The organism is Lacinutrix himadriensis (assembly GCF_001418105.1).
GTDB lineage: Bacteria > Bacteroidota > Bacteroidia > Flavobacteriales > Flavobacteriaceae > Oceanihabitans > Oceanihabitans himadriense.
On sequence record NZ_LIQI01000022.1, the window covers coordinates 505967 to 527660 of the forward strand.

19 protein-coding genes and 2 pseudogenes are annotated in these 21694 nt (G+C 32.1%); all 21 read left to right on the forward strand.

What is annotated here, in order from left to right:
- Nucleotides 1-408, forward strand: coding sequence for a flexirubin biosynthesis protein DarG (gene DarG / locus AMD28_RS09900; protein ID WP_055443964.1), 408 nt, complete (start codon nt 1-3; stop codon nt 406-408).
- Complete coding sequence (darH, locus tag AMD28_RS09905; protein WP_055443965.1) at nt 398-1393, forward strand: BtrH-related acyltransferase DarH; 996 nt, start codon at nt 398-400, stop codon at nt 1391-1393. Before DarG ends, darH begins: the two co-directional genes overlap by 11 nt.
- Nucleotide 1394: 1 nt before the next feature.
- Nucleotides 1395-2137: pseudogene (locus tag AMD28_RS09910) on the forward strand (ABC transporter ATP-binding protein).
- Nucleotides 2130-3395, forward strand: coding sequence for an ABC transporter permease (locus tag AMD28_RS09915; RefSeq protein ID WP_055443966.1), 1266 nt, complete (start codon nt 2130-2132; stop codon nt 3393-3395). Before AMD28_RS09910 ends, AMD28_RS09915 begins: the two are co-directional and overlap by 8 nt.
- A complete protein-coding gene (locus tag AMD28_RS09920) occupies nt 3385-3822 on the forward strand; it encodes an acyl-CoA thioesterase (protein WP_241492479.1) in 438 nt (145 codons plus the stop codon). Before AMD28_RS09915 ends, AMD28_RS09920 begins: the two co-directional genes overlap by 11 nt.
- The gene (locus AMD28_RS09925) at nt 3815-4960 is read left to right on the forward strand and encodes a beta-ketoacyl-[acyl-carrier-protein] synthase family protein (RefSeq protein WP_055443967.1); all 1146 of its coding nucleotides are present in this window, start codon (nt 3815-3817) and stop codon (nt 4958-4960) included. The genes AMD28_RS09920 and AMD28_RS09925 overlap by 8 nt, the downstream gene beginning before the upstream one ends.
- Before the next feature lie 2 nt (nt 4961-4962).
- On the forward strand, nt 4963-6024 hold the full coding sequence (locus tag AMD28_RS09930; protein WP_055443968.1) for a methyltransferase: 1062 nt from the start codon (nt 4963-4965) through the stop codon (nt 6022-6024).
- Between the two features lie 3 nt (nt 6025-6027).
- The gene (locus tag AMD28_RS09935; protein ID WP_055443969.1) at nt 6028-6648 is read left to right on the forward strand and encodes a hypothetical protein; all 621 of its coding nucleotides are present in this window, start codon (nt 6028-6030) and stop codon (nt 6646-6648) included.
- 1 nt (nt 6649) lies between these two features.
- Nucleotides 6650-6907: a phosphopantetheine-binding protein gene (locus tag AMD28_RS09940; RefSeq protein WP_055443970.1), complete on the forward strand. Its 258-nt coding sequence runs from the start codon at nt 6650-6652 to the stop codon at nt 6905-6907.
- A gap of 9 nt (nt 6908-6916) precedes the next feature.
- Nucleotides 6917-8119, forward strand: a complete 1203-nt coding sequence (locus tag AMD28_RS09945) for a beta-ketoacyl-[acyl-carrier-protein] synthase family protein (protein WP_055443971.1) — start codon at nt 6917-6919, stop codon at nt 8117-8119.
- Between the two features lie 2 nt (nt 8120-8121).
- Complete coding sequence (locus AMD28_RS09950; protein WP_055443972.1) at nt 8122-9183, forward strand: beta-ketoacyl synthase N-terminal-like domain-containing protein; 1062 nt, start codon at nt 8122-8124, stop codon at nt 9181-9183.
- Nucleotides 9177-9953 (forward strand): polysaccharide deacetylase family protein, encoded by a 777-nt coding sequence (locus AMD28_RS09955; protein ID WP_055443973.1) that lies wholly within the window; start codon nt 9177-9179, stop codon nt 9951-9953. Before AMD28_RS09950 ends, AMD28_RS09955 begins: the two co-directional genes overlap by 7 nt.
- Nucleotides 9946-10562: pseudogene (gene lolA2, locus AMD28_RS09960) on the forward strand (flexirubin biosynthesis/transport protein LolA2). The gene AMD28_RS09955 and the pseudogene lolA2 overlap by 8 nt, the downstream one beginning before the upstream one ends.
- Nucleotides 10543-11148 (forward strand): flexirubin biosynthesis protein LolB2, encoded by a 606-nt coding sequence (lolB2, locus tag AMD28_RS09965; protein ID WP_055443974.1) that lies wholly within the window; start codon nt 10543-10545, stop codon nt 11146-11148. Before lolA2 ends, lolB2 begins: the two are co-directional and overlap by 20 nt.
- Nucleotides 11145-13046, forward strand: coding sequence for a transglutaminase-like domain-containing protein (locus AMD28_RS09970; RefSeq protein WP_055443975.1), 1902 nt, complete (start codon nt 11145-11147; stop codon nt 13044-13046). Before lolB2 ends, AMD28_RS09970 begins: the two co-directional genes overlap by 4 nt.
- A complete protein-coding gene (locus AMD28_RS09975; RefSeq protein ID WP_055443976.1) occupies nt 13046-15220 on the forward strand; it encodes a DUF3857 domain-containing protein in 2175 nt (724 codons plus the stop codon). The genes AMD28_RS09970 and AMD28_RS09975 overlap by 1 nt, the downstream gene beginning before the upstream one ends.
- A gap of 48 nt (nt 15221-15268) precedes the next feature.
- Nucleotides 15269-15895 (forward strand): porin family protein, encoded by a 627-nt coding sequence (locus AMD28_RS09980; RefSeq protein ID WP_055443977.1) that lies wholly within the window; start codon nt 15269-15271, stop codon nt 15893-15895.
- A 4-nt stretch (nt 15896-15899) separates the two neighbouring features.
- Nucleotides 15900-16265 carry an ApeI family dehydratase gene (locus AMD28_RS09985; RefSeq protein ID WP_055444360.1) on the forward strand — a complete coding sequence of 122 codons (366 nt, stop codon included), beginning with the start codon at nt 15900-15902 and terminating at the stop codon, nt 16263-16265.
- Between the two features lie 43 nt (nt 16266-16308).
- On the forward strand, nt 16309-16806 hold the full coding sequence (locus tag AMD28_RS09990; RefSeq protein ID WP_055443978.1) for a hypothetical protein: 498 nt from the start codon (nt 16309-16311) through the stop codon (nt 16804-16806).
- 19 nt (nt 16807-16825) lie between these two features.
- Nucleotides 16826-18022, forward strand: a complete 1197-nt coding sequence (locus AMD28_RS09995; RefSeq protein ID WP_055443979.1) for a DUF2062 domain-containing protein — start codon at nt 16826-16828, stop codon at nt 18020-18022.
- On the forward strand, nt 18015-21692 hold the full coding sequence (locus AMD28_RS10000; protein ID WP_055443980.1) for an MMPL family transporter: 3678 nt from the start codon (nt 18015-18017) through the stop codon (nt 21690-21692). Before AMD28_RS09995 ends, AMD28_RS10000 begins: the two co-directional genes overlap by 8 nt.
- Nucleotides 21693-21694 lie beyond the last annotated feature (2 nt).

The following is a 21694-nucleotide window of genomic DNA, read 5'->3' on the forward strand; positions in this document are numbered from 1 at the left end:
ATGAAAAAGAGCGAAGTACCTCAGGATAAAAGTAATTTAGAGTCTGCAAATTTCAGAGAACTTTGCTATGCTGTAGATGAAAATGGCGAATATACCACAGCGCATACCACAGGTTGGGACCCAAAAACCATTGCTTTAGACAATGCTATTGAGGATATCCATCAACGTATTGAAGACGCAAAAAACCGAGTACAAAACAATCAAACCAGTCCGATAGAATATTATATGGAATTCCATAAAATGGATCTTCCAATTTTAGCCAGCTATGTTGGTATTTGGCAATGGCGTGTTAAAAGACATTTCAAACCAAAAGTATTTCACAAATTATCGAATAAAATACTTCAAAAATATGCAGATGTTTTTGAAATTACCATAGACCAACTTAAAAACCTACAACATGCAAATTAACTTTACACATCATCAATCTGCGCATTGCGAAAATGGTGTGGTTTCTAATTTAATGAAACATCATGGCTTTAACGTAAGTGAGCCAATGGTTTTTGGTATTGGTTCGGGATTACTATTTTGTTATATCCCGTTTTTAAAGGTGAATCATGCTCCTGCAATTACGTACAGAGCAATGCCTGGATTTATATTTAAACGTTTTGCAAAACGTGTTGGAATAAAAATAGAACGCGAAAAATTTAAAGATCCTAAAAAAGCGAAAGCTGTTTTAGACGAGAACTTAAACAACAATAATCCTGTTGGCTTACAAGTTGGTGTTTATAATTTAACGTATTTTCCAGATGAATATCGTTTTCATTTTAACGCACACAATTTAGTCGTTTACGGAAAAACAGAAGACACCTATTTGATAAGTGATCCGGTTATGGAAACGGTAACCACTTTAACAGATAAAGAGCTTGAAAAAGTTAGATTTGCTAAAGGAGCTTTACCTCCAAAAGGACATATTTATTACCCAACGAATTTCCCAAAAGAGCTTGATTTAGAGAAAGCAATACTAAAAGGAATTAAACATACCTGTAGAGATATGCTAGCTCCAATGCCTGTTCTTGGTGTTAAAGGAATTCGTTTTACTGCAAAGCAAATAAGAAAATGGCCTAAGAAATTAGGTGTAAAAAAAGCGAATCATTACTTAGGACAAATAGTAAGAATGCAAGAAGAAATAGGAACTGGTGGCGGAGGCTTCCGTTATATTTTTGCAGCATTTTTACAAGAATCTAGTAAGATTTTAAACAATCCGAAACTTGCAGATCTTTCCAAAGAAATGACTCAAATTGGCGATTTATGGCGTGATTTTGCTGTAGATGCTTCTCGAATTTATAAAAATAGAGGCGCAAAAGCAGATGGTTATAATGAAGTAGCTTCACAATTAGAAACTATTGCAGACAAAGAAGAAGTGTTTTTTAAAGCTTTAAAAAAAGCTATATAATATGATTAACATTGAGCATATATCTAAAAAGTATAAAACTGCCGAAGATTTTTCGGTAGTAGATTTTGATTTGCTCATTGAAGAGAAAGAAATCTTCGGTCTTCTTGGTCCCAATGGTGCAGGAAAAACGACGCTAATCTCTATACTTTGCTCGCTTATAAAACCAACTTCGGCTCTTTTACCATTAATGGTTTAACATATCAGAACAATAAAAACGAGCTAAAACAACTTATTGGTATTGTACCACAGGAGTACGCCCTCTACCCTACACTTACCGCTTTCGAAAACTTAAAATACTTTGGAAGCATGTACGGTTTACATGGAAAATATCTAAAAAATAAAATTGAAGAATATCTTAAAATATTAGGACTATCGCAATTTGCCCATAAAAAAATAGATACTTTTTCTGGAGGAATGAAACGTCGTATAAACCTTATAGCAAGTATTTTACATGAACCTAAGGTTTTGTTTTTAGACGAGCCAACTGTTGGTGTAGATGTACAATCTAAAAATGTAATTATAGAATTTCTTCAAGGTTTAAATAAAAAAGGAACGACTATCATTTATACTTCGCATCATTTAAATGAAGCGGAATCTTTCTGTTCTAGAGTTGCCATTATAGATCATGGTAAATTAATAATAACAGGAAAACCAGCAACACTAATAAGCAACCATACAGGTGCTCATAATCTAGAAGATGTGTTTTTAAGTTTAACCGGAAAAGCCTTAAGAGATCATGCGTAAACTTTGGGCTTCAGCATATAAAGAGTATTTACTTCTAATAAAAGATTTTGGAGGTCTTGTGGTATTATTTGTAATGCCATTAGTACTTATTATTACCATCACCATCATTCAAGACAGCACATTTAAAACGATTAGCGATGCTAAAATCCCTGTTTTAATTGTAGATAATGATAAAGGTACCGTTTCACAAACTATACAAGACGGATTAGCAACTTCTAATACTTTTCAAGTAATTGTAAAGGAAAATGAAACCATTGCTAGAGATTTAGTTTTTTCTGGAAAGTATCAACTCGCGATTATTATTCCAGAGAATCTTTCTTCCGATTTAAATAAAAAAGTAACCCAAAACGTAGATGGTATTCTTTCTAAATTTGGTTTAGATGAAGAAGGCGAAACGGAAGCAATTGTCATTCCTAAAAAAGAAGTAAAACTCTATTTTGATCCAGCAACGCAGCTTACCTTTAAGTCTTCGGTAAAAAATGGAATAGATAAAATGATTTCAAAAATTGAAACACAATCTATCTATAAAGCCTTTCAACAACAAATAACAGACGACCCAACAGAAGCTATTTTTGAAACGGATAATTTTATTAGTTTTAAAGAAATTCTCCCAATAAAAAACGATGAAGAAATAAAACCAAACTCGGTACAACACAACGTTCCTGCTTGGACATTATTTGCTATCTTTTTTATCATCGTACCATTATCTATCAATATTGTTAAAGAAAAAAGTCAAGGTACTTTTGTGCGCTTACGTACAAATCCGGTTTCTTATGCCACGGTTTTAGGAGGTAAAACGTTGGTCTATCTGTGTGTTTGCATTATTCAATTCATGTTAATGCTTGCTATTGGCGTTTATCTTTTCCCTGTAATGGGTTTACCAACGCTAGATATTTCGGGACGTTTACCACTCCTTTTCGTTGTTGCTATATTCTCAGGATTGGCAGCAATTGGATTAGGCTTATTACTAGGTACTATTGCAAAAACACAAGAACAATCGGCTCCTTTTGGCGCTACATTTGTTGTTATTTTAGCAGCACTTGGAGGTGTTTGGGTTCCGGTTTTTATTATGCCTAAGTTTATGCAAACTTTATCTAATATTTCTCCAATGAATTGGGGATTAAATGCTTTTTACGACGTATTTTTACGAAATTCCGGTCTTGTAGAAATTTTACCAGAAATAGGTTTACTATTCGTGTTTTTTATAGTAACCACGCTAATCGCTATTGTTTATAATGAAAAGAAAAATGCAGTCTAATAAACTCGTAGAACATACCAATCAGGTACGTGTACGCTTTGTAGAAACAGACCCTTTAGGTATTGTTTGGCATGGTAACTATATTCAATACTTTGAAGATGGTCGCGAATCTTTTGGTAGAAAACATGGCATATCTTATTTAGATCAAAAAGAACATGGTTTTGCAACACCAATTGTAAAATCTAGTACAGACCATAAACATCCTTTACGTTATGGTGATGTTGCAACTATAAAAACAATTTACGTAGATAATCCTGCTGCTAAAATGATATTTCGTTACGAAATTTATAACCAAAAGGATCAATTGGTATGCAAAGGAGAAACGGTTCAAGTATTTGTAGATAAAATTGGTGAAGGAGATTTATCATTAACTATTCCTGAGTTTTTTATGGAATGGAAAAAAAATGTAGGCTTATTAGATGAGTAAAGTGTACGTTTCACATAATAATATTATTTCGTCATTAGGTTTTACTAGTGAAGCTGTTGTTGAAAAAATAAGCAACGAAGTTTCTGGTTTACAACGTATAGATGACAAATCCATTTTACCAGAACCTTTTTATACTTCCTTAATTTCTACGGAAGACTTACAAGAAAACTTTAACAAACGTAATCCGAAAGGAGCATATACGCGTTTAGAGCAAATGATGATTACTTCTTTAAGTAGCGTTATAGATGCTTCCAACATAGAAATCAACGATCGTGTAGGTTTAATTATTTCTACCACCAAAGGAAACATAGATGCTTTAGATGCAAACAATCCTTTTCATAAAGACAGAGCATATTTAAGCGAACTTGGTAATCAAGTCAAAGATTTTTTTCATTTTAAAAACGATGCTATTGTAGTTTCTAATGCTTGCGTTTCTGGAATTTTAGCCGTTGCCATTGCAAAAAGATATATACAACAAGGGACGTACGATCATGTATTTATTACCAGTGGTGATGTCATTACAGAGTTTATTTTATCTGGTTTCAATTCTTTTCAAGCGTTAAGCAGCGAACCTTGTAAACCGTATGATGCAAACCGAACAGGAATAAATATTGGCGAAGTAGCTGCAAGTGTTTTAGTAACCAAAGATGCAGATGCTTTAGCAAAAGAAGCTGTTACCATTTTAGGTGAAGGTTCTTGCAATGATGCCAATCATATTTCTGGTCCTTCCAGAACTGGAGAAGGTTTATATAGAAGTATGCAATCTGCATTTACACAAGCAAATATTTCTGCAGCAGAAGTAGATTTTATTTCTGCACACGGAACAGCAACCATGTTCAACGATGAAATGGAAGCTATTGCATTTAACAGAATGGATTTAAGCACTGTACCGTTAAATAGTTTAAAAGGTTATTTTGGTCATAGTTTAGGCGCTTCCGGATTGGTAGAAACCATTGTTGGTATGCATGCATTAAAAAATAACACTTTGTATAAATCGTTAGGTTTTGAAACTTCTGGAGTTACTAAACCAATAAACGTAATTACTGAAACAACTAAAAAAAATATTAATAGATTCTTAAAAACAGCTTCCGGATTTGGAGGTTGTAATACAGCAATCTTATTTCAAAAAACGAATTAAATATGTCAAACCAATCTATAAAAGCTATAGACGCAATTCAAGAAGCACAAAAAATTGCAATGGCTCCTTTTGTGTTTCAAGCAACAGTATCTTTAAGAAAACTCGGTATTTTCGATCTTATTTTCGAGAAAAGAAAAAAAGGAGGAATCACTTTAGAAGCTATTGCTGAAGAATTAAAACTTAGCACTTATGGTGTTGGTGTATTATTAGAAATTGCGGAAAGTTCCGATATCGTTTCCAAAAACGAAACCGAACATTATGAACTTACTACTATTGGTTACTTTTTAGCATATAATGAAACAGTAAATGTAAATCTTAATTTCACCAATGAGGTTTGCTACAAAGGCTTATTTCATTTAGATGAAGCTATTAAAACAGGAAAACCTTCAGGATTAAAAGAACTTGGAGATTGGCCAACGGTTTACGAAGGCTTATCAAAACTAACACCATTACAACAAAAATCTTGGTTTGATTTTGACCATCATTATTCCGACGATATTTTTGCAGAAGCTTTAGAGTTATTATTCAAAAAAGACCGCAAAAAAATATTCGATATAGGAGCAAATACAGGAAAATTCACTGTGAAATGCTGTACGTACAATAGCGATGTGAACATAACCATGATTGATCTTCCCGGACAATTAAACAAAGCGAAAGCAAATGTAGAAAAAGCAGGTTTTCAAGACCGAGTAAAAGGTCATGAAATCGATTGGCTTTCCGACAACCCAACCATACCAAGTGATGCGGAAACCATTTGGATGAGTCAATTTTTAGATTGTTTTTCAAAAGCGGAAATTCTAAAAGTGCTTAAAACCTGTGTGAATTCTATGAATGAAAATTCAGAATTAATCATCATAGAAACTTTTACCGACAGACAAAAATTTGATAACGCTAAGTTTATTTTAGAAGCAACATCGCTTTACTTTACCGTAATTGCAAATGGTAATTCTAAAATGTATAAAGCAACAGAGTTTAAAGACATAGCAAAAGAAGCTGGCTTACAACTTAATGAAGATGTAGAAATTGGTGAATATCACACGATGTTTACTTTTAGCAAAGCATAATAGATGAATACCAATTACCACATAAAATCCTATTGCAGTATAAAGAACAATCAAGTTTCTTTAAACGGTTCTGTGGTATATAAAGATGAAGAGGAATCGTTTTCTCCTTTTATAAAAGCAGCATACAAAGACCAAAACACAAAATATCCAAAGTTTTTTAAAATGGATAAATTGAGTAAACTTGCTTTTTTAGCTGCAGATGTTTTATTAAAAAACGAAAACCTAAATCTAGAAGAAGAAAACAATATTGCTATTGTATTTTCTAACAAAGCCTCTAGTTTAGATACCGATAGAAAACACCAAGAATCCATTCAAAATAAAGAAAGCTACTTTCCTAGCCCTGCCGTTTTTGTGTATACATTACCAAATATTTGCATTGGTGAGATAAGTATAAAATATAAGCTGTATTCTGAAAATAGTTTTTTTATCTTTGAAAACTTTAACGCAACGCATTTGTTAACGTATTCAAATAGTTTATTATCAAGCAACAAAGCAGATCAAGTACTTTGTGGTTGGGTAGAATTTGATGGGGAAGACAACTACGAAGCATTTTTATATTTAGTGTCTACAGAAGGCACAATAACAAACAGTAAACAAGACATAATAAAATTATATAATACATAGTATGGACGCATTAAAACAAGAATTAAAAGAAAACCTTATTGAGCAATTAAACTTAGAAGACATGACTATTGCAGACATTGCAGATGATGACATGCTTTTTGGTGATGGTTTAGGTTTAGACTCCATTGATGCTTTAGAGTTAATTGTAATGTTAGATAAAAGTTATGGTATTAAATTAACAGACCCAAAAGAAGGACGTTCTATTTTTGAGTCTATTAATACAATGGCTGCTTACATTACAGAAAACAGATCTAAGTAAAAATTAAGTATGAGTAAAGGAGTTGCTATAACAGGAATGGGAATTATATCTGCCATTGGAAACAATGTTGCAGAAAATTACCAATCGCTTATACTTGGTAAAAAAGGAATCTCTCGAGTTTCTAAAATTAAAACCAATCATGTAAATGATATTATGGTTGGAGAGATTGATTTTACCAATGAAGCTTTAGAGCAACAACTTGGTTTAACTTCAGACAATAATTATTCTAGAACCGCACTTCTTGGTGCAGTAGCTGCAAAACAAGCAATACAAGATGCTGGAATTACAGATATTAATGCATACAAAACAGGTTTAATTTCGGCAACAAGTGTTGGTGGCATGGACATGACAGAGCGTTATTATTATGATTATTTAGAAGATAAAAGCACTCAAAAATATATTGAAGGTCATCATGCTGGTGATTCTACACAAAAAATTGCAGAACAACTAGGTATTGAAAAAAGCTTAGTTACCACCATAAGTACGGCATGTTCTTCTGCTGCAAATTCTATAATGCTTGGTGCACGCTTAATAAAATCGGGACAACTAGATCGTGTTATTGTTGGAGGTACAGATTGCTTATCTAAATTCACCATCAACGGTTTTAAAACCTTGATGATTTTATCCGATACCTATAGCACACCTTTTGATGAAAACCGAAAAGGTTTAAACCTTGGGGAAGCTGCTGCTTTTTTAGTTTTAGAATCCGATAAAGTAGTACAAGCAGAAAATAAAAAAGTACTTGCTTACGTAAAAGGTTATGGGAATGCGAATGATGCATATCACCAAACGGCTTCTTCCGAAAACGGAGACGGAGCAACCCTTGCCATGCAAAAAGCATTAGATATTGCTGGTTACAACCCCGAAGATATCGATTACGTGAATGCCCATGGAACCGCAACTGGAAATAATGATTTATCCGAAGGAAGAGCAATTATTAGAGTCTTTGGCGAAAACGTTCCTGACTTTAGTTCTACCAAAGCATACACCGGACATACCTTGGCTGCTGCTGGTGCCATTGAAGCGGTATATTCTATTTTAGCATTACAAAACAATATCATTTACCCTAATCTGAATTTTAAAACACAGATGAAGGAATTTAACATTACACCACAACTAGAATTAAAAGAAAAGCCATTGCAATCTGTGATGTCTAACTCCTTTGGTTTTGGAGGAAATTGTTCTACCGTAATATTTTCAAAAGAGCAATAATTATGAAGAACGTTTATATAAATAGCATCGCTTCTATTTCTGCTCAAAAAACATTGGATAACACTTCGTTTTTAGATGCAATTGAAGATTACGAAACCAATGTACTTCCTGTTATCAACCCTAATTACAAAGAATATATTCCGCCAGCTGCCGCACGACGTATGGCAAAAGGAATTAAAATGGGTGTGGTAGCTTCAAAAATAGCAATACAAGAATCTGGATTAGACAATGTAGACGCCATTATTACAGGAACAGGAATGGGTTGTGTTCGCGATTCCGAAAAATTTGTAAGTGCTATTATTGATAACGACGAGCAATACCTTACTCCTACTTCTTTTATTCAATCGACACACAATACGGTTGGCGGACAAATAGCTTTAGAATTACAATGTAAAGGCTATAATTTCACCTACGTACATGCTAGTACTTCTTTTGAATCTACTTTGATAGACGCTAAATTGCAATTAGAATTAGACGAAGAAAAAAACATCTTAATTGGTGGTGTAGACGAATTAGGAGAACATACTACTGAAATTCAAAAATTAGTACACCTAGTTAAAGCGGAAGCCGTGAAAACTTCCGAAGTATTAGATTCTAAAACAAAAGGAGCAGTTTTTGGTGAAGGTGCCAATTTCTTTGTGCTTTCTAACGAAAAACAAGCTACAACCTATGCCGAAGTCGTTGCTATTAAAACCTATAATACTTTAGCGGAAACAGAAGTTTTACAAGAAGCTATCCACTTTTTAAATGCAAGTAATTTAAATATCGAAGATGTAGATGTTTTAATTCTTGGAAATAATGGCGATGTAGATTTCGATGCTTTCTATACTACTTTAGCCGAAGGTTTTAAAAACACACAACAAGCTAGTTATAAACATTTATGTGGGGAGTTTAACACAGCGTCCTCTTTTGGATTCTGGTTAGCCTCTAAAGTACTTAAAACACAAACGCTTCCTGAGGTTGTGAAAACGAATAACACAGACACAACATCCTTTAAAACCATCTTGTTATACAATCAGTATCGTGGAGAAAATCATAGTTTCACGTTACTAAAACAATGCTAAAATTTAAATCTGTAAATATAATTTCAAGCCTAATTCTTATTGGTTTGTTACTTGCTTACAGCTTTTATAATTTTTCGTTTGGGTATATTATTTTATTCTTATTTGCCTGGTTTCTAATTACTGTTGCAGGTTCTTCATTAATAGGTTGGAACTATCATTTTACCTCTTTAATTTCAAACCCATCCATCAATAAAAATCAAGTTTCTATTACTTTTGATGATGGTCCAAATCCAGAATACACGCCAAAAGTTTTAGCACTTCTTAAAAAATATAATGCAAAAGCTACGTTTTTCTGTATTGGAAAAAACATAGAAATGCATCCGGAAATCTTCAAAAGCATTATAGAACAAGGACATACCATTGGCAATCACACCTTTTCACACAGTACTAATTTCGGATTCTTTTCTACGGAAGAAGTCATAGCAGAATTACAAAAAACCAATTCTATAATTACCCAGAAAATTGGTTTAGAACCAAGACTGTACAGACCCACTTTTGGAGTTACTAATCCAAGAATCAAACGTGCTTTAAAAGTGACAAAACTACAACCTGTTGGTTGGAACAAACGCTCGCTAGACACCAGAAATATCACAGAGAAAAGAATTTTTAATAGAGTAACCAAAAACCTAAAAAAAGGCGATGTTATTTTATTACACGATACTAGCGATAAAACAATTGCTGTTTTGGAACAGTTATTGTTATTTTTACAACAAGAAAAAATAACGTCTGTTACCATAGACAACCTATTTCATATAAAAGCGTATGCGTAAATTAGTATATATATTGTTTTTCACCGTTTTTGCTACACAAGCACAAACCCAAATGAGTACGCAAGAAGCAGCAGCTTTAAAAACAAAAGTAAAAGCATTGGCAAGCACTACGCAAACCATTTCTAGCGATTTTATACAATACAAACATTTAGACTTTTTAGATAATGATATTGAAACCTCTGGTAAATTAGCTTTTAAAGCGCCAGATTTAGTGAAATGGGAATATCTCGATCCTTTTAAATATGCGGTTTTATTTAAAGACGAAACCCTTTTTATAAATGACGAAGGCAACAAAAGTAATGTCGATATTGGAAGCAATAAAATGTTTAAACAGCTAAACAAACTTATTATTAGCAGTGTAAAAGGCGATATGTTTGATGAAGCAGAATTTACTATAGAATACTTCCATAAAGACAAAACAGCTTGGTTTATTTTATGCCGAGAGACAAAAAATTCGCCAAATACATTCAAGCTTTTCATATTACATTCAACACAAAAGGAGATGTTATTGAAGTAAAAATGATAGAGCCTTCACAAGATTACACCAAAATAGTATTCAGCAATAAAGTACTAAACCAAACATTAGATAATGCGATATTTACTAATTAGTATATGCTTTATCTTTTTTGGCTGTGCATCGTTTCCTAAAAAAAACAACTTTGTAGCAACGACTGTAACTAGCAATATTAGCAATCCGTATTTTGCAAATCCCAATCAAGACTATATTTACAAAGCGAACATAGAAGTCTATGATAATGCTTTTGGCGGTATTTTTATTGTCAAAAAAATAGGCGACCAACACCACAGAATTGTTTTTACCACAGAAATGGGAAACAAGCTTTTCGATTTTACTTTTAATAAAGACGATTTTACCGTAAATTACATTCTAGACGATCTCAATAAAAAAATACTAATCAACGTATTGAAAAAAGATTTTAAAGTCCTAATTACGGAGCATTTAATAGCTGAAAAGACATACGCTATTGCGTATAAAATCATCAAAAAAACAAGTTTAGACAATAAAACCTACTATTACTTTGAATCCCCAGAAATCCGCAAAATCATTAGAGCGAATAGCCATAAAGAAAAAGTAAGATTTCTGTTTACCAATTTAAATGATAATATTGCACAACATATAGAGATCATTCACTCTAATATTAAGTTGAAAATCAACCTCAAATCTATTACAAAATGAAAAAAATATTTTTAATCATTTTGCTACTTCCGTTTATTGGCTACTGTCAGAAAAAAATTGACCCAACGCCAGAAGATATTTCCAAAGCAAAAGAACTAAGAAGTCTTTATGACGAAGAAGATATTGTTTTATTAGAAAGTGATAACCTAATTACTTTTTCTATAGAAGACAATAAAGTTGCTGTAAACAATTACACCAAAGAACATTTAATGAATATCAACTCTCGATCGGATATTCAAAAACCTGTTTTTTATGATGGAGAATCCGAAATTCAAAAATTTCAATTCTATTATCGAAATAAAAAAGAAGCACGCATTCTTAGCAAAGATGTTTCGTATACAGATAACGATTTATTTCATAATGACGCTCGTGTAAAGTACGCTAATGTCGATTTCCCAACACAAGGTTATACGTATTTTTTCGAATCTATAAAACACACCAAAGACATTAAATATTTTACAAGTGTTTATTTCACTAGCGAATATCCTAGTGTAAGTAGAAAGATTGTTGTTGAAATTCCCGATTGGCTAAATGTAGAATTATTTGAAAAGAATTTTGAGAATTTCGACATTCAAAAAACCGAAGAGCAAGTCGGAGATAAAAAAATCATCACGTATACAACAGCAAATATAGAAGCTTATTATGATGAAAATAGTTCTCCTGGACCAAGTTATATTTATCCGCATGTACTATTACTAGCAAAAGACTTTACCAATAAAGGCGAAAAACAAATCCTTTTTAACGAAACCAAAGATTTATATACTTGGTATAAGTCTTTAACCGAAGACATCAGTCATGAAAGCGAATTGTTAAATGAAAAAGTAACCGCATTAACAAAAGACGCTACTACAGACGAAGAGAAAATTAAAAACATCTACTATTGGATTCAAGACAATATTAGATACATTGCTTTTGAAGATGGCATCGCTGGTTTTAAACCAGATAGCGCAGAAAGCGTACTTACTAAAAGATATGGAGACTGTAAAGGAATGGCAAATTTAGCCAAAGAAATGCTAGTTATTGCTGGTTTTGATGCGAGATTAACTTGGATTGGCACCAAACGAATTGCTTACAATTACAGTACGCCATCCTTAGCGGTAGACAACCACATGATTTGTACTTTGTTTAAAGATGGTAAAAAAATATTTTTAGATCCTACCGAAAAATTTAGTGCTTTTGGCGAATATGCCGAAAGAATTCAAGGGAAGCAAAGCATGATAGAAAACAAAGATTCCTTTTTATTAGAAGAAGTACCAACAAGTACCTCTAAAAAAAACAAGGAGTATTTTTTATTTAATGCAAGTATTGTAAACGAAGAAATAGAAGGACAAGCAAGTAGAAAATATCAAGGGGAAAGTAGAGCAGATTTTTTATATAATTTCAATAATTTAGAAAGCAATAAAAAACAAGAAGCCTTAAAAGACTACCTAGCTAGAAACAACAGAAACATTTTTATTAGTGATATAGAAACTTCTAATCTAGAAAATAGAGAAGCAGAAATAGATGTTAAATACGTTTTAAAACACAACAAAGCAGTTTCATCTTTCGACAATGAAATGTATATCGATTTAGATTTTTACAAAGAGTTTGATAACTATACTTTTGAAGAAAGACAAACCAATTACAACTTTGCATACAAGAAAGATGTTATTACAGAAATGCGTTTGAAAATCCCAGAATCGTATACGGTTTCCGCATTACCTGAATCTTTTAGTGTAGATAATGCTAATTTTAAAATAAGTATTTCTTTACAAAAAGAAACAGATTTTATTGTGTACAAAAAGGAATTCGAAATAAAAAATGCAACGATTACTACTAGCGATTTTGAAGCTTGGAACGATGCAATAACAAAATTAAACGCTATTTATAACGAGCAAATAATATTAACCAAGTCTTAATGAATATGAATAAAGCATTACTTATAACATTAGTATTTTTAATGAGCGTACCTACTTTCGCACAAAAAAAATCGAAAGAGCATTTAAAAAAAGAAGCTAGTGTAAAAGCATACATTTGGAGTGAAAAAACAGATTTCAATAGCATTACTATACCAAGTGATTTAGAAGACCAATCTGCAGTTATATTATATAGAGAAGTAAAATACATTTACAACAGACCGCATAATAGCATCGAATACACAAAAATAGAGCACGAGCAAATTAAGTTGTTAGATCAAGTTGCTGTTAAGGATTTTTCTGAATTTAAATATCAAAAGACAGAGCACATTCAAGGTTTATTAAACACTTTTATACTTGGTGTAAAAATTATTAAACCAAGTGGTGAAGAAATAGAAATTGATGTAGACAACGAAGCTATAAAAGAAGAAGACGAAAACAAACTAGCCATTCCTAACCTAGAAAAAGGGGATATTTTAGATTATTACTTCTACTCCAACATCATTGTAAGTGAAAACGATTTATATCAATTTGATGATGTAGAAGATATTGTGGGAGAGCACTATCCTATTTTAGATTTTAAATTTTCTTTAGAAACCGAAAAAGATTTCTTTGTGAGTTTAAATACGTATAATAATGCACCAGAATTAGAAACCTACGCAGCACTTTCCAAGGAAAACAAAACCAGACTTTATGGTTTTACCATGCAAAATGTAGCATCTAATGATTTCCCTAGATGGTTTTATCCATTAGTAGAACTTCCTGCTTATAAATTTCAAGTCTTATTTGCTAGAACAAGAAAGCATGAGAAAAAGGCAGATGCATTTATGCCAAAAGAAGTAACTACCATAAAAAAGGATATTAATAAAGAAGAAATTTTTAATCTATACGAAGATAAATTCAGTCCGTTTGGAAACCTTGGAGACGTAGAAAGATTCTTAAAAGGTAAAGAATTTACAAGCGAAGAAGAAAAGGTAAAAGAAGCCTTTTATTTTATTCGTCATAAATACTTCACCAATTATGTCGAAGCATTTGTGGTAGACGAAAGCAAGATTATGTATCCGTATGGATATTACAAAAATCCGATTATTTTTAATTCCGACGAGCAGTTCATCAAGTTCTTTGCAGCCTTTTTAAAAGACAATAAAATAGATTACGAAATATTAATTGGTACCAAAAGATACAACGGACCAATTAAAGATTTACTTATAGAAGACAATGTAGATTTTGTACTAAAGATTCTAACTGAAAAACCTTTATATATAGAGCATTTCAATCAGTTTTCAACAGTAAATCAAATAAATCCTTTGCTAGAAAATTCGCAAGCATATGCGCTTAAAGTAGTAGACAGAAAACATATTGAAGATATTCAATTAACGAGTTTACCAGCTTCCGATCACATAATAAATAACACTACTGAATCTATTGCTATTACACTTCTGGAAGATTTTTCAGGAATGCAAATAAAAAGAGTGTCTGCTACAACAGGACACAATAAAATAGAGGCGCAAAAGGATCGATTAAACTTTTATGATTACATCTATAAAGATCATGAAAAATACGGAACCAAATCTGTTTTAGATAAAGTTAAAAAAGAAAAAGACAGGCTGCGTTACAAAAAAGAATACAAGAGTTTAATAGACAAACAAAAGGAAAAACAATTAGAAGCCTTAGAAAAACAAACAGCTAGCGAATACGAGCTAGAAATGGATGACTACACGTTTAACGTACTAAATAATGGTCGTTTTGGTGTAGAAGACCCTTTAGAATTTGAAGAAGCATTCTCTTTAAAAGAGGATCTAATTAGAAAAGCTGGTAATAATTATATCTTATTAATTGGAAAACTTATTGGCGGACAAGCACATATAGACGAAGAACACAAACAACGTGATAACAATATTTATATGAGCTATCCAAGATCATATACAAATAATATATCTTTAGCCATTCCGGAAGGATATTCGGTGCAAGGACTAGAAAAATTGAATAAAAACGTGGAAAATCAAACTGGTGGATTTAGCAGTGAAGCGATAGTAAACAATAACGTTTTAACTATTAAAACCAATAAATATTATAAAAACTATTTTGAACCAGCTGCCAACTGGCCAGACATGGTTGCCTTTTTAGATGAAGCGTATTTATTCTATGACGATAAAATACTTCTTAAAAAGAACTAAAAGTTATACTTTACAAACCTTAAATCTATTAATTAAAACAACAAACCAATGAAAAAAATTATTTTAAGCTTAGCATTACTTATTGCTGGTACAACCGCTTTTTCGCAAGCAACCTTTAAACCAGGAGTTAGAACTGGTGTTAATTTTGCAAATGTAAGTAACTTAGATTCTGAAACGAAAACAGACTTCTACTTTGGTGGTTTTTTAGAAATGCAACTAGCTGAAATTTATGCACTACAACCAGAAATTACATATTCTAGACAAGGTGCACAAAGTAAAACCTCCGAGGGAAGAGATTTAGAGTTACAATATGTAGGCTTATCTGTAATAAATAAATTTTCTCCAATTCCAGATGTTGGTTTACATTTTCTAGTCGGACCTGGAATAGATGTAAAAGTTGGCGATAATATAGAGAATGAATCTTATGGATATTATTACAGCTACAGTGATGATACCGCTCCAATAGACATTACCTTTATTGGTGGAATTGGTTATGATTTCCCTTTTGGTTTATCTGTTGAAGCACGCTACAAACAAGGTATTATTGATTATGATGATGGTTTTTCAGAATTTGGAGACAGTAGTGATCCTTATTATGATGACGATTATGACAAAAACAACTTAAATGGTGTTTTTCAAATAGGTGTATCTTATAAGTTTGATTTTAGTAAATAAAACTATGCAATTAAAAGACTTTTATACTGTAAATAATGTAGCAGTTGCCGATAATTTGGCAACTGCAAACATTACAATAAACAAAGATCACGAGATCTTTAAAGGACATTTTCCAGGAAACCCAGTAACTCCAGGAGTTTGCATGATGCAAATTATTAAAGAGTTAACAGAAGGTGTTGTTGGTAAAAAATTAATGATGCAATCTTCTAGTAACATTAAGTTTATGGCCATTATTAATCCGGAGCAAACACCAGATTTAGTACTTACTTTAGACATTAGTGAAACCGAAGAAGGCTATAAAGTAAAAAACGTTACCAAGTTTGATCAAACTGTGGCATTAAAATTGACTAGTAACTTTATAGAAAAATAACGAACAAGGTTTTAAAGACCTTGTAGGTTTATAAAAACTAAAAATGAAACTAATAATTTTATTAATAACGGTAGTAAGCTTAAATCTGCAGTCTTTAAATTTAGACGTGGTAAGAGATGCCTACAAATTAGCAGCACAAGACAAAACTAAAACCGAAGCTTTTAATACTTCTTTAGCTACAGTTACCAAAAAAGATAAAGTAGAACTTGTAGCATACAAAGGAGCTGCAATGGCATTGGTCGCTAAACATGCAAAAACCTTAAAAGCCAAAAAGGAAGGTTTTGTAGAAGGTGTTACTTTAGTAGAATATGCAATTACCAAAGCACCTAACAATATAGAGTTACGTTTTATTCGTATTGGTATTCAAGAAAACACACCAAAGCTTTTAAAATACAAAGGCAATATAGAAGAAGACAAACTCTTTCTCTTAAAACAATTTAGTGGCATACAATCTTCCGCATTAAAAAAACACATAAAAGACTATATTTTACAGTCTAAAGCCTTTACAGATGAAGAAAAAACATTAATTTTAGACTCCTAAAAAGAAAACACTTTTCTAAGTGACTAACGAGCTATTAATTAATAAAATAAACAGTCTGAAAATCTGTGTGTTAATCCCAACATACAACAATGAGCGCACCTTAAAACGTGTAATCGATGGTGTTTTGCAATACACAAAAAACATTATTATTATTAATGATGGTTCTACAGATAGCACTTCTCAAATTCTAGAAAACTATACCCAAGTCCAACATATTTTGGTTCCAAAAAACCAAGGTAAAGGAAATGCGTTACGCCAAGGTTTTATTAAAGCAACTGCTTTAGGTTATGATTATGCAATAACTATTGATTCTGACGGACAACATTTCCCGGAAGACATACAAGTATTTGTTGCAGCTTTAGAACAAGCCGAAAATAAAAACCTATTACTTATTGGAGCAAGAAACATGGAACAAGAAGGTGTTCCTGGAAAAAGTAGCTTTGGTAATAAATTTTCTAACTTCTGGTTTTGGTTTGAAACCGGAATTAAACTCACAGATACCCAATCTGGGTTTCGAATGTATCCTTTAAAAGCTTTAGAAAAATTAAAGTTTTATACGAAGAAATTCGAATTTGAAATAGAAGTCATCGTAAAATCTGCTTGGAATGATGTCGAAGTAAAAAACATTCCTATAAAAGTATTGTATGATGAAAGTGAACGCGTTTCACACTTCAGACCTTTTAAAGATTTTACTAGAATTAGCATTTTAAATACTTGCTTAATTTTAATCTTAGCGTTTTATATAAAGCCTAGAAACTTATTTAGGAAATTAAAAAAAAAAGGAATTAAACGATTCTTTGTCGAAGACTTTTTAGGGCATCAAGATTCGCCAACTAAAAAAGCATTATCTGTTGCACTTGGTGTATTTATTGGGATATCTCCTTTTTGGGGATTTCAAACATTACTCGTAATATCATTAGCCATACTATTTAAACTAAATAAAGCGATTGCTTTTGGCTTTTCTAACGTGAGCTTACCTCCTTTTATTCCGTTTATATTATATGGAAGTTCGGTTATTGGACAACGTCTTTTAGGTTTAGATTTTAACTATACTTTAGATATGTTTAAAAATGGTTTTGATATTACAGAACATCTAAAAACATATCTTGTAGGTAGTTTTACACTAGCAACAATTTCGGCTATTGTATTTGGTATAATAAGTTTTATATTCTTTACCTTTTTCAAAAAAAAGAACACAACACTACAAAATGGATAAGCTGTTTTACAACATATACCAACGTATAGCGTCGCAAAAACCTTTGAGTATCGGTATTTTGTTGTCGTTAATTATTGGTTTATTCTTTCTTGCTTCTAATATTGAATTTGAAGAAGATATAACGAAACTTATTCCGCAAAGCGAAAAATCTTCCGAAGCACAAAAAGTATTAAAACAGGTTAATTTTGCCGATAAGATAATTGTTAACATTCAGCGTAAAGAAAACGGAAACGTAGATGATTTAACAAAATATGCAACGGCATTTATAGATAGCATTTCTAATACTTCCGAAGCATATATAAAAGAGATTCAAGGACAAGTTGCAGATGAAGATGTGATGAACACCTTAGACTTTGTCTACAATAATCTGCCTTTATTTTTAGATAAAACCGATTACCAAACCATTCAGAAAAAGCTAGATAAAGATAGCATCCAAAATACTACAAATGCCAATTATAAAACCCTGATTTCACCTTCTGGGTTTGTAGCAAAAGAAACCATACTAAAAGATCCTTTAGGTTTATCTTTTATCGCTTTAAAGAAATTACAAGAACTCAGTTTTGGGGATGACTTTACCTTACACAACGGGTTTATAATTAGCAAAGACAAAAACAATGTACTGCTTTTTATTACGCCAACTTTCGCCTCTAGTGAAACTGCAGAAAACGCCACTTTTGCAGATAATTTATACAATTTACAAGAACAGCTTAACACTACTTTTCAAGACAAGGTAACCGGAGAATATTTTGGTGGAGCACTAATTGCTGTCGCAAATGCCAAGCAAATAAAAAAAGATATTCAGCTTACCGTTGGTATTGCAATTACGGTATTATTGCTGATTCTAATTCTGTTTTATAAAAAACTTAGTGTACCAATAATACTATTTACGCCAACTGTTTTAGGTGCACTTTTGGCGGTTAGTTTACTGTATCTAATTCGTGGTAAAATCTCTGCTATTTCCTTAGGAATTGGTTCTGTACTTCTTGGTGTTACTTTAGATTACGCATTGCATATTCTTACGCACATTCGCAGTAATAACAATGTAAAACAGTTGTATACCGAAATCACAAAACCTATTTTAATGAGTAGTTTAACGACTGCTCTTGCTTTTTTATGTCTGCTTTTTATTGAATCGCAAGCATTACAGGATTTAGGAATTTTTGCTGCAATTAGCGTTTTAGGAGCTTCGGTTTTTGCGTTACTTTTTATTCCGCAAGTGTATCGTACAAAAGCTGAAACAACGGACAAAAAAAACATTATAGATCGGGTTGCATCGTATCCTTTGCATAAAAACAAATGGGTATTAATTGCTTTGGCAATTCTTATCGGTATTAGTGCTTTCACCTATAATAAAGTGACTTTTAATAAAGATTTAAATACACTTAATTTTGAGCCTCAAGCGTTAATTGATGCGCAAAAAAGATTGGATGCGCTGACTAATATCTCTTCCAAATCGGTGTATTTGGCTGCCTACGGAAAAACAGAACAAGAAGCATTACAAGTGAACGATGCTATTTTTCCATTACTAAAAGACCTCCAACAAAAGAATAACATTATCCAATTTAGCTCTATTGGTTCTTTAGTGCAATCGGAAGTCATCCAAAATGAAAAAATCAATACTTGGAATCGTTTTTGGACTACCCAAAACATACAAAACACCAAGGAAAACTTAATTGAAAGCGGAAAAACTCTAGGGTTTAAGCCAACTACTTTTAAAGCTTTTTATGCACATTTAGAAAACAGGTTTACACCACTTTCTGTCGCAGACTTTAAAGCTTTAAAAACCATTTCTACCGAAGACTATATAACTACTAAGGACGATTTCTCTACCGTTACCACTTTAGTAAAAGTACAAGATGAAAACACGCAAAACCTAGTAGATACTTTTAAAGATTTCAAACAAACCATTGTTGTAGATAGAAAACACATGAATGAAACCTTTTTAGGGAATCTTAAAACCGACTTTAATCGTTTGGTTTTATATTCTTCTATTGTAGTTTTACTGTTGTTGTTACTCTTTTACAGAAGCATTTCCTTAACCTTAGTGACAGCAATACCAATTGCACTTACTTGGTTGGCAACGCTTGGTGTGATGGGATTATTTGGTATTCAATTTAATATTTTCAATATCATTATTTCTACCTTTATTTTTGGTTTAGGCATCGACTATTGCATCTTTATCACCAACGGTTTATTGCACGAATATAAGACTGGAGAAGCAGCTTTACCAACACATAAAACCTCTATTATCCTTTCGGTTATAACTACTATTTTAGGAGTCGGTGTTTTAATTTTCGCAAAGCATCCAGCCTTACATTCTATCTCTTTGGTTTCTATCATTGGTATTTTGTCTGCGTTGCTTATTTCGTTTAGTGTACAACCATTACTTTTTAAATTATTTATTGGTAGCAAAACCAAAAGACCAATTACCTTTCATTTATTATTACATGCACTTTTTTCTTTTGGGTATTATGGTATTGGTGGATTTGTTTTAGGAATAATAGCTGCAATAGTATTTCCACTTATTCCACTTTCCAAAAAAATAAAAATGCCATGGTTTCATCAAGTGCTTTCTAAGTTCATGCGATCTGTATTTTTCACCAATCCATTTGTTAAAGTAAAAACGCTAAATCTAAATAACGAAACCTTTAAAAAGCAGGCAATAATCATCGCTAACCATACTTCTTTTCTAGATATTCTAGCAATTGGTATGCAGTCTCCAAAAATTATTTTCTTGGTAAACGATTGGGTATACAACTCACCGGTTTTTGGTAGAACTGTAAAAATGGCTGGTTTTTATCCGGTTTCTAACGGTATTGATGGCGGTGTTTCCCATTTAAAAACCAAACTAGATCAAGGCTATTCTTTAATGGCTTTTCCAGAAGGAACACGATCGTATACCAACAAGATAAAACGCTTTCATAAAGGTGCTTTTTTCTTAGCCGAAGAATTAAATCTAGATATTCTTCCTATCCTTATTCATGGGAATTCAGAAGTCCTACCAAAAGGAAGTTTCATCATAAAAAGAGAGCATCTTACTATAAAAATATTAGATAGAATTCCTGCGGAAGACGTAAGTTTCGGAACAACCTCTAGAGAAAAAACGAAAAGCATTAGTGCGTATTTTAAGAAGGAATTTAATCTGCTTCGTGAAGAGTTAGAAAACGAAACTTACTTTCATCGTATCGTTTTAGAAGACTTTAGGTATAAAGGAGATGCGCTTTACCATAAAGTAAAAGCCGACTTAAATACCAACGCAAAAAATTACAGAGCGCTTTTAAATACTTTAGACGAAAAAGCTAGTATTATTCATTTCTCTAAAGATTCCGGACAACTAGATTTCTTATTGGCTTTAGATCATCCGGATAGGAAAATTTTCACTTTTATCCAAGATGAAAACGAAAGAGCAATCGTTAAAAACAGCTATATACCAAATACACATTATAAAATTTCGGTTTGTAATTCTATAGAAGAAACAGCACAAAACAAGGCTAATGTTGCTATACTTAACCTAGAAGGTATTTCAGAAAATGAAATTAAAAACATAGCAAATACTGTAAATCTTTTTGTATTATTAAAAGACAGCCGAAATTTATATCTTGAAACTTTAAAATCCTTAGGTTTTAAAGTAGAAATAGAAAACGATACGCTTAGTATCTTAAAAAAATAAAA